The sequence below is a fragment of the Klebsiella indica genome, assembly GCF_005860775.1.
In the GTDB taxonomy this organism is placed as follows: Bacteria; Pseudomonadota; Gammaproteobacteria; order Enterobacterales; family Enterobacteriaceae; genus Klebsiella; species Klebsiella indica.
Genome location: NZ_VCHQ01000015.1, coordinates 45037 through 61969 on the forward strand (window position 1 = coordinate 45037; position 16933 = coordinate 61969).

Here is a 16933-nt window from a genome sequence, read left to right on the forward strand (position 1 = left end):
TTTTTTCTCCTGAAATCAGGCGTTACGGTTCTGTAATGCGATAAAGAGGATCAGCACTGCGCCCCAGAGCGCCATCGTCAGATAGCTGCTAATCCCCAGCAAGTTAAAGCCGCTTTCCAGCATCTGTAGCACAATCAGTGCCAGCACCAGACCGACAATGCGCCCGAAACCGCCGTCCGGGTTGATACCGCCCAGTACGGAGGCGAGGATGGTCACCAGCAGGTATGATTCACCGTACCCGGCTTTTGCGGAGTTAAATTTCGCCATCATCAAAATGGCTGCCATCCAGCCCAACAGGGCAGAAATGATGTAGACGGAAATTTGCACCCGAACGGTACTGACGCCGCTGTAACGGGTCGCCTGCTCATTAGACCCCACCAGATAAAGGCTGCGGCCCAGCGTGGTGTGTTCCAGCAGTACCCACAGCAGTACCGCGACCAGTAAAAAGAGCAACAGCGCCACCGGAATACCGGCAAGCGTGGCGTTGCCGAGGAACTGAATGGCCGCCGGGAAACCGGAAATTACCGTTCCATTGGAGAGCAAAATATTGAGGCCGGAGATGAGCGTCATCGTTCCCAGGGTGGCAAGAATCGGGGAGACGCCAACCCAGGCGACAAGCGCGCCGTTGAGCGTACCAATCGCCACGGCCACCGCCAGCCCCGCCAGCAGGGCGAGCACCAGAAACAGCGGATTATCCGGATGAGTGACAATCACCGCCGCCATGACCAGTGAGCAGGCGTTAGCCCCGGCGATAATCGACAGGTTAATGCCCCCGGTCAGCATCGTGATGCCCATTCCCAGCGCCAGCATACCGAGAATCGGCAGTTGTGAGCCAATGGACTGGAAATTTGCCACACTGAAAAAACGGCCGCCAAGCAGGGCGGAGAAAGCCAGCACCACCACAATAATAATGATGCACTGCAGGCGAATGATGGCATCACCGGGTAAAAATCTGGCGATTGTTTTCATCTTAAAGCTCCCTTGCCAGTTTGCGTTTTTCATTCCAGGCCGTAGCGCTAATGCTGATCAGGATAATGGCGCCACTGAAAACGGTGTGCCAGTAAGAAGAGACGCTGAGCAGGGTCAGGCCATTTTGTAAAAAGGCCAGTAGAATGACCCCGAGCAGCGTACCGGTTAACGTACCGCGACCACCGCTCATACTGGTGCCGCCGAGCACCACTGCCGCCAGCACCGTCAGTTCAAAACCAAGCAGGGAGTTTGGCGCGACGGACTGGGTGATCTGCGCCTGCACCACGGCGGCAACACCGGCGAGAATACCCATATAGCCGTAAACGTAGAAATGCAGTTTCAGCAGATTCAGTCCCAGGCGAGAAGCCGCATCCCGATTGCCGCCCATGGCGTAAATCTGCCGTCCAGGACGGGTGTAGTTCATCAGCACCGCGGTAAAGACAATCACTGCCGCCAGACAGAGTAGGGGGAGCGTAAGGCCGTAATCGTAACCGTCCGCTGCAGTGAATGAAAACCAGTTGATGCCGTTCATAAACCAGTCGGGGAAACCGTACAGCCAGGTACCTTTGGTGGTGTAGACCAGCAGGCCATAATAAACATTCAGCGTGGCGATGGTGATGATGATCGCCGGTACGCGCAACCTGTAGACCAGAATACCGTTGATAAGCCCCAGAACCAGACCCACCGCCATCGCGATAATCAGCGCCAGCACAAAGTTGCCGCCGTGGCCAATGATCCAGCTTGCCATTGCGTACTGCGCGATAGCGGTCATTGCCGGGAATGAAATGTCAATGCCGCCGGATATTAAGACCACAAACAGCCCACAGGCGAGAATGCCCAGAATGGCGTAGCTGGTGGCGACATCCGTCAGGTTGCCGAGCGAAAGGAACTCGTCGGTGCTGATGCTCAGGCCAACGGCCAGCGCGACCACCAGCAGTCCCAGCCAGAATTCATGTTGCCCGATTAAGCGGGAAAGACGCTCATTATTCATTGATGACCTCAACTACTTCAGCAATCTCCTCTTCGCGACAGCGATGAGGGTTAAACTCCGCCACCAGTTCGCCGCGACGCATCACCAGCACGCGGTGGCTGTTGTAATAGGCTTCCGGGATTTCATCGCAAATCATCAGAACCGCCATGCCCTGCTCCGCAAGATCGCGAGCAATCTGGTAGATTCCCTCTTTGTTGGCGATGTCCACGCCAACGGTGGGAGAATCCAGAATCAGGATACGTGGGTTGGTCGCCACCCATTTGGCAATAGCGATGCGCTGGGCGTTACCGCCGGAGAGCGTTTTAACCGGCAGCTGCGGATCGGCGACTTTGATGTTCAGTTCGCGGATCAGATCGGCGACCAGCTTTTGCGCCTTGCCATGATCGAGCAGGCCGCTGCGGGTATGCAGTTTGTCAAACACCGTGACGATAGTGTTATCGTAGATTGACTGCTCCATGATCAGCCCCTGGGTCAGGCGATCCTCCGAGACATAGCCGATCCCGTGTTTGATGGCATCGCGATTACTACGTAGTCTGACTGGCTGGCCGTTAATCCGCATTTCGCCGCTTTCCGGATGGGTCATGCCAAACAGGCTAAGGCAAAGTTCGGTTCTCCCGGCTCCCAGCAGACCAACGATCGAAACAATCTCGCCGCTGCACAACGACAGGTTGATATTGTGATATTTCCCCTTGCGGCTCAGGTTACGCAGCTCCAGCATGGGTTCCTGTTCAACGGGCGGTTTTTCCGGCAACGGACTGTAGTGGAAGCGTTGGCCGGTCATCAGGAAGGCCAGCTCGTGACTGTCGAGTTCGCTGGCAGGGAAAGTGCCGACCAGCTTGCCATCGCGCATCACGCTGATGCGATCGGCCACTTCCATCACTTCATCCAGTCGATGGCTGACAAACACCACGCAGATCCCGGCCGCTTTCAGCTCATTGACGACTCGTAGCAGGCCGTTAACCTCCTGACGCGTCAAAGAGGCCGTAGGCTCATCCATGATCACCAGACGTGCATTGGCGGCAATCGCCCGGCAAATGGCCACTAACTGGCGGTCGGCAATAGAGAGTTTTTCAACTTTTTTATCCGGGTTGATCGTTACGCCTATGCGCTTCATTGCGGCCAGCGCCTGCTGTTTCATTGCGCCGCGGCGTACCCAGATGTCGCCGCTGGGCAGATAGCGGTTAACGGCAATATTCTCCGCCACGCTGAAGTTTGGAAACAACGACAGATCCTGATAGATAACCTGAATACCGTAGTGCGAGGAAAGCTGGGGTGTCAGGTGGTGAAACAGTTTACCGTCAAGCTGAATCTGCGCCCCTTTCTCCGGGTGATATACCCCGGAGATCACTTTAATAATGGTGCTTTTGCCGCAGCCGTTTTGACCCGCCAGACAGTGAACTTCCCCTTTCTTCAGCGTCAGATTCACATTATCCAGCGCCAGCACGCCCGGAAATTGCTTGCTGATATTCTCAAGAGTGATAAATGCGGTGGTGTCTGTCATGGACAATACCCCTGCGAGCGTCCGGCTGGACGCTGAGTTGTTAATTTGTCGATAGCGCCGACCAGACGGCCGGCGTCAGAGTTACCTGGTGTTGGCGTGATGCCCTAGAAACCGAGTGACTGGGCGTTGTCTTTCGTGACCTCAAGGATTTTGTTAAAGCGGATTACTTTCTTATCCATGTCGACATCCGCTTTCCCTAAACCGTCAATTGTCAGATCCGGGGTGACCTCTTTGCCCTGCAGCAACTGGTCAGCTACCGTAACCAGCGCATAACCTGCGTCTTTTGGGTCCCACAGCAGCGCTTTCTTGATGTCGCCGCGCATCAGATAAGGGGCCGCCTGGGCTGGCATCGCAATACCAACCACGGCGATTTTATCTTTAGCTCGTTTTTTCTGTACCGCCTGGCCCGCACCAATTGGGCCCAAAGAGCCGAAACCAATGATCCCTTTCATCTGCGGATAGGTTTTCATCAGATCCAGGGTGGTGGAGTAGGATTTATCAATACTCTCAGCGACTGGCAGACGTGAAGTGACTTCGAACATCTCTGGGTATTTTTCTTTCTGGTATTTTATGGCGTAATCAGCCTAGGCGTTATGTAAGGGAACGGTCAGCGAGCCGACATAGATAGCATAACCCCCTTTACCGCCCATATCTTTTGCCAGCTCATCGACATTGGCCTGCGCATATTTTTCACTGTCGATGGTCTCAATATCCCACTGACCAATTTGCTGATCCGGCGACTCATGCGTCAGGACAACAATGCCTTTATCGCGCGCCTTCTTCAGTACGGGTTCAAGGACTTTGGCATCATTAGGCACCACAATGATGGCGTTCACGTTTTTGGCAATCAGATCTTCAATCACCTTAACCTGTTGGGCCGGATCCGGTGTGGATGGGCCGGTCTGATAAGCGTTGACATCCAGTTTCTTCGCTGCTTCGTTGACGCCGGTTTCCATTCGGTTAAACCATGGAATACCGGTGACTTTAGCCACCACTGCAATTTCGTATTTCTCTGCCGCAAAGGACGTGCCAGACAAAACGCATGCAGAAGCCAGGGTTGCACTGAGTAATGCGAGTTTGAATTTCATAATTGTACCTTTTGTAGGGAGCAGGGCATGTCACGGCGTGAGGTTAACAACGAAGGGAAGAGGTAATGAATATAAAGTTGTGAAAATGTGATGAATAACCATTTTTGTTAACTTGTAGATAAAATTTAGTTAAATTTTAGTTAATTTAAATGATGTGACATTCATTCATCGTGTGATTGTGTTAATGATATAATTTATATTATCATTTATTTAACATATAATTTACAATGTGAGCGTTTGAAGCGGCTGAATACTCCGGCTTAAGGTTGTCTGTAAGTGAAGAAATTTGCAAAATTGAGGACTGAATCGAGACCAGAAATCGATGCTCACTATTTTCTCGTTCGATGATATTCTCACGGCAATCTCATCAACGACCGTAACTGATGGCGGTCAGGATTTAGCCGTGGAGAGTTCATGCACCGCGTTCATCGTCTCGTCATAACGTTCTTGTTCGCTGTCCTGTCTTCTGGTGTCAGCGCCCATCCACACAGTTTCATCAGTTTGCAAACGCAGGCCGTGGCGGAAAAGGGTCTGCTCACCGGTTTCAAAATGCGCTGGACGATGGATGAAATGACCTCTGCCGATCTGCTTTATGATGCGGGTAATGCTAAGCCAGGCAGCGAAATCTGGAAGAAACTGGCGGCGGAAGTGATGGCTAACGTGCTGGGCCAGCACTATTTCAGCGAACTGTGGCATAACGGCCAGCGGGTGAAATTTGAGAATCGCCCCGATGGCTATGGCCTTGAGCGCAACGGCCACCAGGCGGTACTCACCTTTACCTTGCCGCTGGCGAAGCCGCAGCCTCTGGCCGGGCAAAAATTTACCTTTTCGACATATGATCCCACTTATTTTGTCGATATGTATTACGACAAAGCGTCAGACTTCACCCTGCCGGCTGCAATGAAGCCGATGTGTACAGCGAAAGTCATGACGCCGAAACCAAATGAAAAAATGTTGTCTTATGCCCAGTCGCTGGATAAAGCGGATGCCCCGCCGGAAGATATGGAACTGGGAAGCTACTTCGCACAAAAGGTGACGCTGCAATGTCAGTAATTTTCACGCAAACCGGACGTTCGCCGCGCTGGCGTCAGCTGTGGCCGCTGGCGCTATTTTTGCTGCTGGTGGCAGGCGCGGGCTTCTGGCTATGGCGAGCGTGGCCGCAGGTGCTGCTGCAAAGCGCCATCTGGCAGCGTGCGCTGAATGTCGAACTGAGCGCGTTGTTACAGTCGGTGGCTAACAATCCTTCCGCTGCGGGGCTATCGTTGCTGGGATTTAGCTTCGTATATGGTGTTCTGCATGCTCTGGGGCCCGGGCATGGAAAAATGGTGATTACGACCTGGCTGGCTACCCATCCCTCGAAACTGAAATCAAGTATCGGTCTGACGCTGGCCGCGTCGTTGTTGCAGGGAATGGTGGCAATCGCATTAGTGGTGGCGGTGCTCACCTTGCTACAGCTTCCGGCAAGACAGTTGCATCTGAGTAGTTTCTGGCTGGAGAAGGGGAGCTACCTGCTGGTCGGTGCGCTGGGGGTGCTGCTATGCTGGCGGGCGCTGAAAAAGCTGCGGATGCTGCTGCGACGACCAAAATTTACCGCTTTCACTCCGCACCATGTTCATCATGCTAACTGCGGCTGCGGGCACCAGCATTTACCGACTCCGGAACAGCGGCAAAGCGGCGACGACTGGCGGGCGCGGCTGGTGATTGTACTATCGATGGGGATGCGGCCCTGCTCCGGGGCCATTATGGTGTTGCTGTTCAGCAAAGTTATTGGCGTATTTGGCTGGGGGATGGCGGCGGCAATGGCGATGGCGGCAGGAACATCGTTGACGATTAGCAGCCTGGCGCTGCTGGTGCACGGTTTTCGTCAACTGGCGGTCAGGCTGAGCGCGAATCGGGCGCCGGTACTCTGGAAGCAGGTCGGCTGGGCAACGCTGGCGCTGGCCGGCGGCATGATTTTACTGGCAGCAGCGGTGGTGATGTGGAGTAGTGCGATGCCACAGGGCGGCGGCCTGCGTCCGTTTTAAAGAGAGAAAAAAGAGAGAAAAAAGGAAGCCGTGGCTTCCTTGAGGCTGATGACAAACCTGATTTAGATATTGTGCTCGCATTTCTGCCGGGTGGCGGCTATCGCCTTACCTGGCATGTAAAACCAATAATATCATCATGTTATGGGTTTTTCGTAGGCCCGCGCAAGCGAAGCGCCGCCGGGCAATTCCGGAAAAACGCACTTTGTCAGCAATCTGAAGGAAGCCGTGGCTTCCTTTTTGCTTTTCAGTCAGTGAGGAATTAGCGCTTCAGCGCTTCGCTCAACTGCTCGCGCATATTCGCCAGCATGGCTTTCACGACGCGCGGGTTACCTGCAACGATGTTGCCGGTCAGCAGATAGTTATGGCCGCCGGTAAAGTCGCAGACAATCGCGCCTGCTTCACGGGCGATCAGTTCGCCCGCCGCGAAATCCCACGGCTTGAGACCAATTTCAAAATATCCGTCAACGCGGCCAGCGGCAACGTAGGCCAAATCCAGGGCCGCGGAACCGGTGCGGCGGAAATCTGCGCATTCGGTATACATGTTGCCGAGGATGTTCATGTAAGCGGTGGCGTGCTGTTTCGCTTTGAACGGAAAGCCGGTGGCGATGATGGTGCCGTCCAGGTCGCGAGCGCTGCTGCCGCGCAGACGGTAGCCGTTTAGCTGCGCGCCCTGACCGCGGGTCGCGGTAAACAGTTCGTTACGCATGGGATCGTAAACCACCGCCACTTCAGTACGCCCTTTAATACGGACGGCGATGGAGACGGCGAAATGAGGAAGACGTTTTACGAAGTTGGTGGTGCCATCCAGTGGATCGATAACCCATTGAACATCCTGATCAATACCTTCGTGTTCACCGCTTTCTTCGGTGATGATGGTGTGCTGAGGGTAAGATTTGCGAATGGTTTCGATAATAATCGCTTCGGCGGCTTTATCGACGTTAGTCACAAAATCATTGCTGCCTTTCTGACTGGTTTCTACGCTGTCTGGCGTTTCGTAGTGCTTGGCAATTAAATTACCCGCCTTGCGCGCTGCGCGCACGGCGATGTTCAGCATCGGATGCATCGGTCTCTCTCACTGGATGTTAAAGAACGGGAAAAAACGGCACATATAATAGCAGTGAAATCTGCTTATGTCTCCGTTTTATGGTAGCATGCACGAATAATCTTTAGTCGAAGAACCGTAATGCTGCAAAATATCCGAATTGTACTGGTAGAAACCTCACACACCGGCAATATGGGCTCTGTCGCCCGCGCAATGAAAACCATGGGGTTAACTAATCTCTGGCTGGTTAATCCGCTGGTAAAACCCGATTCTCAGGCTATCGCTCTGGCGGCCGGCGCCAGCGACGTGATTGGCAATGCAAATATTGTCGATACCCTCGATGAGGCGCTATCGGGGTGTAGCCTGGTGGTCGGTACCAGCGCTCGTTCGCGTACGCTGCCGTGGCCAATGCTCGACCCTCGCGAATGTGGCCTGAAAAGCGTCGCTGAAGCCGGGCATGCGCCGGTTGCGCTGGTATTTGGCCGTGAACGCGTCGGGCTCACTAATGATGAACTGCAAAAGTGCCACTATCATGTAGCCATCGCGGCGAACCCGGAATACAGCTCATTGAACCTCGCAATGGCGGTGCAGGTGATCGCCTACGAAGTACGCATGGCCTGGCTGGCGGCGCAGGCGCAAAACGCGCCCGCCGTTGAACACGAAGACACTCCTTATCCGCTGGTCGATGACCTGGAGCGTTTCTACGGTCACCTTGAACAGACGTTGCTGGCAACCGGTTTTATTCGCGCCGGTCATCCGGGACAAGTCATGAACAAGCTGCGCCGTCTGTTTACCCGCGCCCGCCCGGAGAGTCAGGAGCTGAATATCCTGCGCGGTATGCTGGCGTCGATCGAGCAGCAGAAAAATAAAGAGTAGTATTGCACGTTATTACCCGGCGGCGCGATGCTTGCGCAAGCCTGCGGTTGTGTCAGTTGGATAAGCGTAGCGCCACCCGACAATCGCGGTGGGAGCACGGAAAGCTTAATACCTGACTAAAACAGTCAAGTAAATAGTTGACCAAATTACTCGGGAATGTCAGACTTGGCCTTGCTATGCAATACCCATTTTAATAAAAAGCCCGGGCAGGGGCGAGTTTGAGGTTAAGTAAGACATGAGACTGACATCTAAAGGGCGTTATGCTGTGACCGCGATGCTTGACGTTGCGCTCAACTCTGAATCAGGTCCGGTTCCGTTGGCGGATATTTCAGAGCGTCAGGGAATATCGCTTTCCTATCTGGAGCAGCTGTTCTCTCGCCTGCGTAAAAATGGCCTGGTTTCCAGCGTTCGTGGGCCGGGCGGCGGTTATCTGTTGGGTAAAGAAGCGGGTAGCATCGCCGTTGGCGAAGTTATCAGCGCAGTGGATGAATCCGTTGACGCCACCCGTTGCCAGGGTAAAGGCGGCTGCCAGGGCGGCGATAAATGCCTCACTCATGCGCTGTGGCGCGATCTGAGCGAGCGGCTGACCAGTTTCCTGAATAACATCACGCTGGGTGAACTGGTGAATAACCAGGAAATCCTTGATGTCTCCGGTCGTCAGCACAATCATGAATCTCAGCGTAATGCCCGTGCTCAGGATGCTATCGACGTTAAACTGCGCGCGTAGTTCTTATTTTGTTTCATCTTGCAGCTGTCCGGCTGCAAGATGAAACGCGCTGAGTAAAAACGATAAAAAGATTTCAGAATCAGGCCGGGATATTTCATCATCCTGTCTACTCGGTCGTACATCAAGCCGGTTGCCTGATTCCTTGCATTGAAGCGATGTACGGAGTTTATAGAGCAATGAAATTACCGATCTATCTCGATTACTCCGCAACCACGCCGGTGGACCCGCGTGTTGCCGAGAAAATGATGCAGTTCCTGACGCTGGACGGGACCTTTGGTAACCCGGCCTCTCGTTCACACCGTTTCGGCTGGCAGGCTGAAGAGGCGGTAGATATCGCCCGTAATCAGATTGCCGATCTGGTCGGCGCCGATCCGCGCGAAATCGTCTTTACTTCCGGCGCGACGGAATCCGACAACCTGGCGATTAAAGGTGCAGCCAACTTTTATCAGAAAAAAGGCAAGCACATCATCACCAGCAAAACTGAACACAAAGCCGTGCTGGACACCTGTCGTCAGCTGGAGCGCGAAGGGTTTGAAGTGACCTATCTCGCCCCGCAGCGTAACGGCATTATCGATCTGAAAGAACTGGAAGCAGCGATGCGTGATGACACCATCCTGGTTTCCATTATGCACGTCAACAACGAAATCGGCGTCGTGCAGGATATCGCGACTATCGGCGAAATGTGCCGCGCCCGCGGTATTATCTATCATGTTGACGCGACCCAGAGCGTGGGCAAGCTGCCTATCGACCTGAGCCAGTTGAAAGTGGATCTGATGTCTTTCTCTGGCCATAAAATCTATGGTCCGAAAGGTATCGGTGCACTGTACGTGCGTCGCAAACCGCGTGTGCGTATCGAAGCGCAGATGCACGGCGGCGGTCACGAGCGCGGAATGCGTTCCGGTACGCTGCCTGTCCACCAGATCGTCGGTATGGGCGAAGCCTACCGTATCGCGAAAGAAGAGATGGAAAGCGAAGTGGCCCGCCTGCGCGGCCTGCGTAACCGTCTGTGGGAAGGCGTAAAAGACATGGAAGAGGTCTACCTGAATGGCGATCTTGAACAGGGCGCGCCGAATATTCTTAACGTCAGCTTTAACTATGTTGAAGGCGAGTCGCTGATTATGGCGCTGAAAGACCTGGCGGTTTCCTCCGGTTCAGCCTGCACTTCCGCAAGCCTTGAGCCATCCTATGTGCTGCGCGCGCTGGGGATGACCGATGAGCTGGCGCACAGCTCCATCCGTTTCTCTTTAGGTCGTTTTACAACCGAAGAAGAGATTGACTACACCATCAATCTGGTTCGCAACGCCATTGGCCGTCTGCGCGAGCTTTCTCCGCTGTGGGAAATGTTCAAACAGGGCGTGGATCTGAACAGCATTGAATGGTCACATCACTAATTCGGTTTCAATAAGGAGAATTCATCATGGCTTACAGCGAAAAAGTTATCGATCACTACGAGAATCCGCGCAACGTCGGCTCTTTCGACAATAGCGACGAAAATGTCGGTAGCGGCATGGTTGGCGCGCCGGCATGTGGCGACGTGATGAAGCTGCAGATTAAAGTCAACAATGAAGGTATCATTGAAGACGCGCGTTTCAAGACCTACGGCTGTGGTTCCGCCATCGCTTCCAGCTCCCTGGTGACCGAATGGGTGAAAGGGAAATCGCTGGATGAAGCGCAGGCGATTAAAAATACCGATATTGCCGACGAGCTTGAGTTGCCGCCGGTGAAAATTCACTGCTCTATTCTGGCGGAAGACGCGATTAAAGCCGCGATTGCGGATTACAAAAGCAAACGTGAAGCAAAATAATTAAGAGTTGAGGTTTGTTATGTCGATTACTTTAAGCGACAGTGCGGCAGCGCGAGTCAATACCTTTCTGGCCAACCGCGGAAAAGGGTTTGGTCTGCGTCTGGGAGTGAGAACTTCCGGCTGTTCAGGTATGGCTTATGTACTGGAGTTTGTTGACGAACCGGCGGCAGAAGACACCGTGTTTGAAGACAAAGGCGTGAAGGTCGTGATCGACGGCAAAAGTTTGCAGTTCCTCGACGGTACGCAGCTGGATTTCGTCAAAGAAGGTCTTAACGAAGGGTTTAAGTTCACCAACCCGAACGTGAAAGACGAGTGCGGCTGCGGCGAAAGCTTTAACGTGTAATCACGTTTCTCTGTTATACCGATTAATTCGTGTTGCAGAAAGGCGGCAAGCGAGTGAATCCCAGGCGCTTACTTAAGTAAGTGACTGGGGTGAACAAGTGTAGACAACGCATCTGCAGCGCGAAGTAAGAAGGTATAGCCCCACCGTAGTCTCGCTGCGCGTGGGGTTTGCTTTATCTCGTTAACCCTGAGGTCGCTATGGACTATTTTACCCTCTTCGGGTTACCGGCCAGCTATACCCTTTCGTTAGAACCCCTGGCTGCCCGGTACCAGGAGCTACAGCGCCAGTATCACCCTGATAAATTCGCCAGCGGTACCGCGGCTGAACAGCTTGCCGCCGTACAGCAGTCCGCGACCATCAATCAGGCGTGGCAAACTCTTCGTCATCCGTTGACCCGCGCCGAATATCTCCTTTCGCTTCACGGTTTTGATCTCGCCAGCGAGCAGCATACCGTACGCGATACCGCGTTTCTGATGGAACAGCTTGAGCTGCGGGAAGAGCTGGATGAAATAGGCAAAGCGAAAGACGAGGCGCGGCTGGAAGGCTTTATCAAGCGTGTCAAAGCGCAATTTGATACCCGGCATCAACTGATGGTTGAACAACTGAATAACGAGACGTGGGAGGCGGCGGCGGATACCGTGCGCAAGCTGCGTTTTCTCGATAAACTGCGAAGCAGTGCGGAACAACTCGAAGAAAAACTGCTCGATTTTTAATTTTCGGAAGCAATTATGGCCTTATTACAAATTAGTGAGCCTGGCCAGAGCGCCGCGCCGCACCAGCGACGTCTGGCGGCGGGTATCGACCTGGGCACCACCAATTCGCTGGTTGCTACCGTGCGTAGCGGTCAGGCCGAAACGTTAGCCGACCATCAAGGGCGCTATCTGCTGCCGTCGGTAGTTAACTATCAGGCCTCGGGTTTGACGGTTGGCTATGCGGCGCGACAGAACGCGGCCCAGGATCCGGTCAACACCATCAGCTCCGTCAAGCGCATGATGGGGCGCTCTCTTACTGATATCGAATCCCGCTACCCGCATCTGCCTTATCAGCTACAGGCAAGCGAAAACGGTCTGCCGATGATCCAGACCGCCGCTGGTCTGCTGAACCCGATTCGCGTCTCTGCCGATATTCTGAAGGCACTGGCTGAGCGCGCCACCGAGGCGCTGGCAGGAGAGCTTGATGGCGTAGTGATTACCGTTCCGGCCTACTTCGACGATGCCCAGCGTCAGGGGACCAAAGACGCGGCGCGTCTGGCGGGTCTTCATGTGCTGCGTTTGCTGAACGAACCGACAGCGGCGGCGATTGCCTACGGCCTGGACTCCGGTCAGGAAGGGGTCATTGCGGTTTACGATCTCGGCGGCGGTACTTTTGATATTTCCGTGCTGCGTTTAAGCCGCGGGGTATTTGAAGTGCTGGCCACCGGCGGGGATTCCGCGCTTGGCGGCGATGACTTCGATCATCTGCTGGCCGATTACCTGCGCGAGCAGGCGGGTTTCAGCGATCGTAGCGATAACCGCCTGCAGCGTGAACTGCTGGACGCGGCCATTGCGGCGAAAATCGCCCTCAGCGACGCCGATGTTACGCGCGTAAATGTTGGCGGCTGGCAGGGGGAAATCACCCGCAGCCAGTTTAATGACCTGATCGCGCCGCTGGTGAAGCGTACGCTGCTGGCCTGCCGTCGCGCCCTGAAAGATGCTGGCGTGGAGGGGCATGAGGTGCTGGAAGTGGTGATGGTCGGCGGCTCTACCCGCGTGCCGCTGGTACGCGAGCGCGTCGGAGAGTTCTTTGGCCGTTCCCCGCTGACCTCCATCGATCCGGATAAAGTCGTCGCCATCGGCGCGGCGATTCAGGCGGATATTCTGGTGGGCAATAAGCCGGACAGCGAACTGCTGCTGCTCGACGTTATTCCGCTCTCGCTGGGTCTGGAAACCATGGGCGGTCTGGTGGAGAAGGTGATTCCGCGCAACACCACCATTCCGGTCGCGCGCGCCCAGGAGTTCACCACGTTCAAAGATGGTCAGACGGCGATGTCTATCCATGTGATGCAGGGCGAGCGCGAGCTGGTGCAGGATTGCCGCTCCCTGGCGCGCTTTGCGCTGCGCGGCATTCCGCCACTACCGGCGGGCGGGGCGCATATTCGCGTGACTTTCCAGGTGGATGCTGACGGTCTGCTGAGCGTGACGGCGATGGAGAAATCGACCGGCGTCGAGGCTTCTATCCAGGTGAAACCGTCCTATGGCCTCACCGATGGCGAGATCGCCAATATGATCAAAGATTCAATGAGCTACGCTGAACAGGATATTCAGGCACGTATGCTGGCCGAGCAAAAAGTCGAAGCCGCACGTGTTCTGGAAAGTCTGGCGAGCGCGCTGGCCGCCGACGCCGCGCTGTTAAGCGCCGCAGAGCGTCAGGCTATCGATGACGCTGCGGCGCAGGTTCGCGCCGCAGCGGCAGGCGATGACGCCGATGCGATTAAAGAAGCGATTAAAAATATCGACACACAAACCCAGGAATTTGCCGCACGTCGTATGGATCAATCGGTCCGTATTGCGCTGAAAGGCCAATCCGTGGACGAGGTTTAAAATGCCAAAAATTGTTTTTCTGCCCCATCAGGACCTGTGTCCGGATGGCGTAGTTGTGGAAGCTGAAACGGGTGAGACCATTCTTGATGCCGCGCTGCGTAGCGGAATCGAGATTGAGCACGCCTGCGAAAAATCTTGTGCCTGCACCACCTGCCACTGCATCGTACGCGAAGGCTTTGACTCGCTGGCTGAAAGTACCGAAGATGAAGACGACATGCTGGATAAGGCGTGGGGGCTGGAGCCCGATAGCCGTCTGAGCTGCCAGGCGCGCGTGACCGACGAAGATTTGGTCGTCGAAATTCCGCGCTATACCATCAACCACGCACGCGAGCATTAATATGGGACTGAAATGGACCGACAGTCGTGAAATTGGCGAAGCGCTGTATGACGCTTTCCCGGATCTCGACCCGAAAACCGTTCGCTTCACCGATCTGCACCAGTGGATTTGCGATCTCGAAGAGTTTGATGACGATCCGAACGCATCCAATGAAAAAATTCTTGAGGCGATTCTGTTAGTCTGGTTAGACGAAGCCGAATAATTTTCGCGTCATGATCCCCGTTGCAGAGGTGTTGTCCACGTTGCTGCAACGCGAATCATTTAGAGTCTATCCCATTAGGGCTATTTTGCTTGTCATTTTGAACCTGGGCAGTGCTCAGAATCCTCGCGTACTAGGTGTACGCTCCGGTTCTTCCGCGCTGGCCGTGTTCAAACTGTCTGCGCCAATAACGCCTGGTGGGATAGGCTCTTAGCGAGAAAAATCTAACGGGCTGCCAGAGGGTGGCCCGTTTGCTAATAAGGATAAATAAAATGACCGAAGCTATGAAAATTACGCTTACTGCTCAACCAGCCGATGCGCGCTGGGGAGAAAAAGCGTCTTACAGCATTAATAACGACGGTATTGCCCTGCATCTGAACGGCAAAGACGACCTGGGATTGATCCAGCGCGCGGCGCGTAAAATTGACGGTCTGGGCATCAAACACGTTGCGCTTGACGGTGAAGGCTGGGATAGCGATCGCGCCTGGGCGTTCTGGGCGGGTTATAAAGGGCCGAAGGGGAGTCGTAAAGTTGAGTGGCCAGCCCTGGATGACGCGCAGAAAAGCGAACTGGACAACCGCCTGACCATTATCGATTGGGTCCGCGATACCATTAATACGCCTGCGGAAGAGCTGGGGCCGGAACAGCTGGCGCAGCGTGCGGTAGACCTGCTGTGCAGCGTCGCCTGCGACAATGTCACTTACCGCATTACTAAAGGCGAAGACCTGCGCGAGCAGAATTACCTCGGCCTGCACACCGTTGGCCGCGGGTCCGAGCGTCAACCGGTTCTGCTGGCGCTGGATTATAACCCAACCGGCGATAAAGACGCCCCGGTGTATGCTTGCCTGGTGGGTAAAGGTATCACCTTTGATTCAGGTGGTTACAGCATCAAGCAAAGCGCATTTATGGATTCGATGAAGTCCGATATGGGCGGCGCGGCGACGGTAACCGGTGCGCTGGCGTTTGCCATAACCCGCGGCCTTAATAAACGCGTGAAGCTGTATCTGTGCTGCGCTGATAACCTGATTAGCGGCAACGCCTTCAAGCTTGGTGATATTATTCGTTATCGCAACGGTAAAACCGTCGAAGTTATGAATACCGATGCTGAAGGTCGTCTGGTGCTGGCGGATGGCCTGATTGACGCGTCCGCGCAGCAGCCGGAGCTGATTATTGATGCCGCCACCCTGACCGGCGCGGCGAAAACCGCGCTGGGCAATGATTATCATGCATTGTTCAGCTTTGATGATAATCTGGCGAATCGTCTGCTGGCGAGCGCGCAGGCGGAGAATGAAGCCTTCTGGCGCCTGCCGTTGGCTGAGTTCCACCGTGGTCAGTTACCGTCGAACTTTGCTGAACTGAATAACACTGGCAGCGCGGCCTATCCGGCTGGCGCCAGTACGGCGGCAGGCTTCCTGTCCCACTTTGTGGAAAACTATCAGCAAGGCTGGTTGCATATCGACTGTTCGGCGACTTACCGCAAATCTGCGGTTGAACAGTGGGCGGCGGGGGCGACCGGTCTCGGCGTGCGTACCATCGCAAATCTGCTGACCGCGGAATAATCTTTGACCCTCTCCCCACAGGGAGAGGGCGCTGTGCGGCTTTCTCCCGCGTTGCCTGCGGGAGATGGCGGGATTGGGGCATCACCGTTCTGGAACCACTATGTCCGAAACTAAAAATGAGCTAGAAATCTTGCTGGAGAAGGCGGCCACCGAGCCCGGTCATCGCCCGGCATTTTTCCGTACCTTGCTGGAAGCCACCGTCTGGGTTCCGGGAGCTGCGGCAGAGGGTGAGCCGGTCGCTGAAGATAGCGTGCTGGATCTGCAGCACTGGGAAAAAGACGACGGCACATCAGTGATCCCTTTTTTTACTTCTCTGCAAGCGTTGCAAGAGGTTGTTAAAGACGAGCAGTCTTTTGTCGCGATGCCGGTGCGTACGCTGTTCGCCATGACCCTCGGCGAGACGCTCTATCTCAACGCTAAGCTGCCAACCGGCAAAGAGTTTTCGCCGCGCGAGATTAGCCATCTGCTGGGGGAAGAGGGGAGTCCGCTCAGTTCCCAGACCGTGCTTGAAGGCGGGGAGTCGCTGCTGCTTTCCGAAGTTGCCGAGCCGCCCGCGCAGATGGTGGATTCGCTGACCACCTTGTTTAAAACCCTGAAGACGGTGAAGCGCGCTTTTTTGTGCTCCATTAAAGATAGCGCCGATGCGCCAGCCAACCTGTTGATTGGTATCGAAGCGGAAGGCGATATTGAGGAGATTATTCAGGCTACGGGCAGCGTCGCCACCGATACCTTTCCCGGCGACGAGCCGATTGATATCTGTCAGGTGATGGAGGGGGAAAAGGGGATCAGCCACTTTATGATTGCCCACATCACGCCGTTCTATGAAAAGCGCTGGGGCAGTTTCCTGCGCGACTTTAAGCAGAACCGCATTATCTGAATATCACCGGGGGCTTG

General features: G+C 54.7%; 17 protein-coding genes and 1 pseudogene. 13 read left to right on the forward strand and 5 right to left on the reverse strand.

Annotated features, from left to right (window positions below):
* Window positions 1–15: 15 nt before the first annotated feature.
* From FE839_RS11985 to FE839_RS12000, 4 genes and pseudogenes are all read right to left on the reverse strand, one after another.
* Window positions 16–969: an ABC transporter permease gene (locus FE839_RS11985; RefSeq protein WP_138361033.1), complete on the reverse strand. Its 954-nt coding sequence runs from the start codon at window positions 967–969 to the stop codon at window positions 16–18.
* A 1-nt stretch (window position 970) separates the two neighbouring features.
* Complete coding sequence (locus tag FE839_RS11990) at window positions 971–1960, reverse strand: ABC transporter permease (RefSeq protein ID WP_138361034.1); 990 nt, start codon at window positions 1958–1960, stop codon at window positions 971–973.
* On the reverse strand, window positions 1953–3461 hold the full coding sequence (locus tag FE839_RS11995; protein WP_138361035.1) for a sugar ABC transporter ATP-binding protein: 1509 nt from the start codon (window positions 3459–3461) through the stop codon (window positions 1953–1955). The genes FE839_RS11990 and FE839_RS11995 overlap by 8 nt, the downstream gene beginning before the upstream one ends.
* A 104-nt stretch (window positions 3462–3565) precedes the next feature.
* Window positions 3566–4549: pseudogene (locus FE839_RS12000) on the reverse strand (substrate-binding domain-containing protein).
* Between the two features lie 414 nt (window positions 4550–4963).
* On the opposite strand from FE839_RS12000, the gene FE839_RS12005 reads away from it, so the two are divergent.
* Both FE839_RS12005 and FE839_RS12010 read left to right on the forward strand, forming a co-directional pair.
* Window positions 4964–5602 carry a DUF1007 family protein gene (locus tag FE839_RS12005; protein WP_138361036.1) on the forward strand — a complete coding sequence of 213 codons (639 nt, stop codon included), beginning with the start codon at window positions 4964–4966 and terminating at the stop codon, window positions 5600–5602.
* Window positions 5593–6573, forward strand: a complete 981-nt coding sequence (locus FE839_RS12010; RefSeq protein ID WP_138361037.1) for a nickel/cobalt transporter — start codon at window positions 5593–5595, stop codon at window positions 6571–6573. The genes FE839_RS12005 and FE839_RS12010 overlap by 10 nt, the downstream gene beginning before the upstream one ends.
* A 259-nt stretch (window positions 6574–6832) precedes the next feature.
* On the opposite strand, the gene suhB is transcribed toward FE839_RS12010, so the two are convergent.
* Entirely contained in the window at window positions 6833–7636 is an 804-nt protein-coding gene (suhB, locus tag FE839_RS12015) for an inositol-1-monophosphatase (RefSeq protein WP_138361038.1), read from the reverse strand.
* 120 nt (window positions 7637–7756) lie between these two features.
* On the opposite strand from suhB, the gene trmJ reads away from it, so the two are divergent.
* The 11 genes from trmJ to sseB all read left to right on the forward strand — a co-directional run bounded on the left by trmJ (window position 7757) and on the right by sseB (window position 16916).
* On the forward strand, window positions 7757–8491 hold the full coding sequence (gene trmJ, locus FE839_RS12020) for a tRNA (cytosine(32)/uridine(32)-2'-O)-methyltransferase TrmJ (protein WP_138361039.1): 735 nt from the start codon (window positions 7757–7759) through the stop codon (window positions 8489–8491).
* Between the two features lie 235 nt (window positions 8492–8726).
* Entirely contained in the window at window positions 8727–9218 is a 492-nt protein-coding gene (iscR, locus tag FE839_RS12025) for a Fe-S cluster assembly transcriptional regulator IscR (RefSeq protein WP_138361040.1), read from the forward strand.
* A gap of 176 nt (window positions 9219–9394) precedes the next feature.
* Complete coding sequence (gene iscS, locus FE839_RS12030; RefSeq protein WP_138361041.1) at window positions 9395–10609, forward strand: cysteine desulfurase; 1215 nt, start codon at window positions 9395–9397, stop codon at window positions 10607–10609.
* A gap of 26 nt (window positions 10610–10635) precedes the next feature.
* Entirely contained in the window at window positions 10636–11022 is a 387-nt protein-coding gene (iscU, locus tag FE839_RS12035; protein WP_002913991.1) for a Fe-S cluster assembly scaffold IscU, read from the forward strand.
* Window positions 11023–11041: 19 nt separating this feature from the next.
* The gene (gene iscA, locus FE839_RS12040; RefSeq protein WP_004104506.1) at window positions 11042–11365 is read left to right on the forward strand and encodes an iron-sulfur cluster assembly protein IscA; all 324 of its coding nucleotides are present in this window, start codon (window positions 11042–11044) and stop codon (window positions 11363–11365) included.
* Window positions 11366–11562: 197 nt separating this feature from the next.
* Entirely contained in the window at window positions 11563–12078 is a 516-nt protein-coding gene (gene hscB, locus FE839_RS12045; RefSeq protein ID WP_138361042.1) for a co-chaperone HscB, read from the forward strand.
* A gap of 15 nt (window positions 12079–12093) precedes the next feature.
* Window positions 12094–13944 carry a Fe-S protein assembly chaperone HscA gene (gene hscA, locus FE839_RS12050; RefSeq protein ID WP_138361043.1) on the forward strand — a complete coding sequence of 617 codons (1851 nt, stop codon included), beginning with the start codon at window positions 12094–12096 and terminating at the stop codon, window positions 13942–13944.
* Between the two features lies 1 nt (window position 13945).
* The gene (fdx, locus tag FE839_RS12055) at window positions 13946–14281 is read left to right on the forward strand and encodes an ISC system 2Fe-2S type ferredoxin (RefSeq protein ID WP_138361044.1); all 336 of its coding nucleotides are present in this window, start codon (window positions 13946–13948) and stop codon (window positions 14279–14281) included.
* A gap of 1 nt (window position 14282) precedes the next feature.
* Entirely contained in the window at window positions 14283–14483 is a 201-nt protein-coding gene (iscX, locus tag FE839_RS12060) for a Fe-S cluster assembly protein IscX (protein WP_004104502.1), read from the forward strand.
* 269 nt (window positions 14484–14752) lie between these two features.
* Window positions 14753–16039, forward strand: a complete 1287-nt coding sequence (pepB, locus tag FE839_RS12065; protein WP_138361045.1) for an aminopeptidase PepB — start codon at window positions 14753–14755, stop codon at window positions 16037–16039.
* Window positions 16040–16139: 100 nt separating this feature from the next.
* Entirely contained in the window at window positions 16140–16916 is a 777-nt protein-coding gene (sseB, locus tag FE839_RS12070) for an enhanced serine sensitivity protein SseB (RefSeq protein WP_138361046.1), read from the forward strand.
* Window positions 16917–16933: the final 17 nt, after the last annotated feature.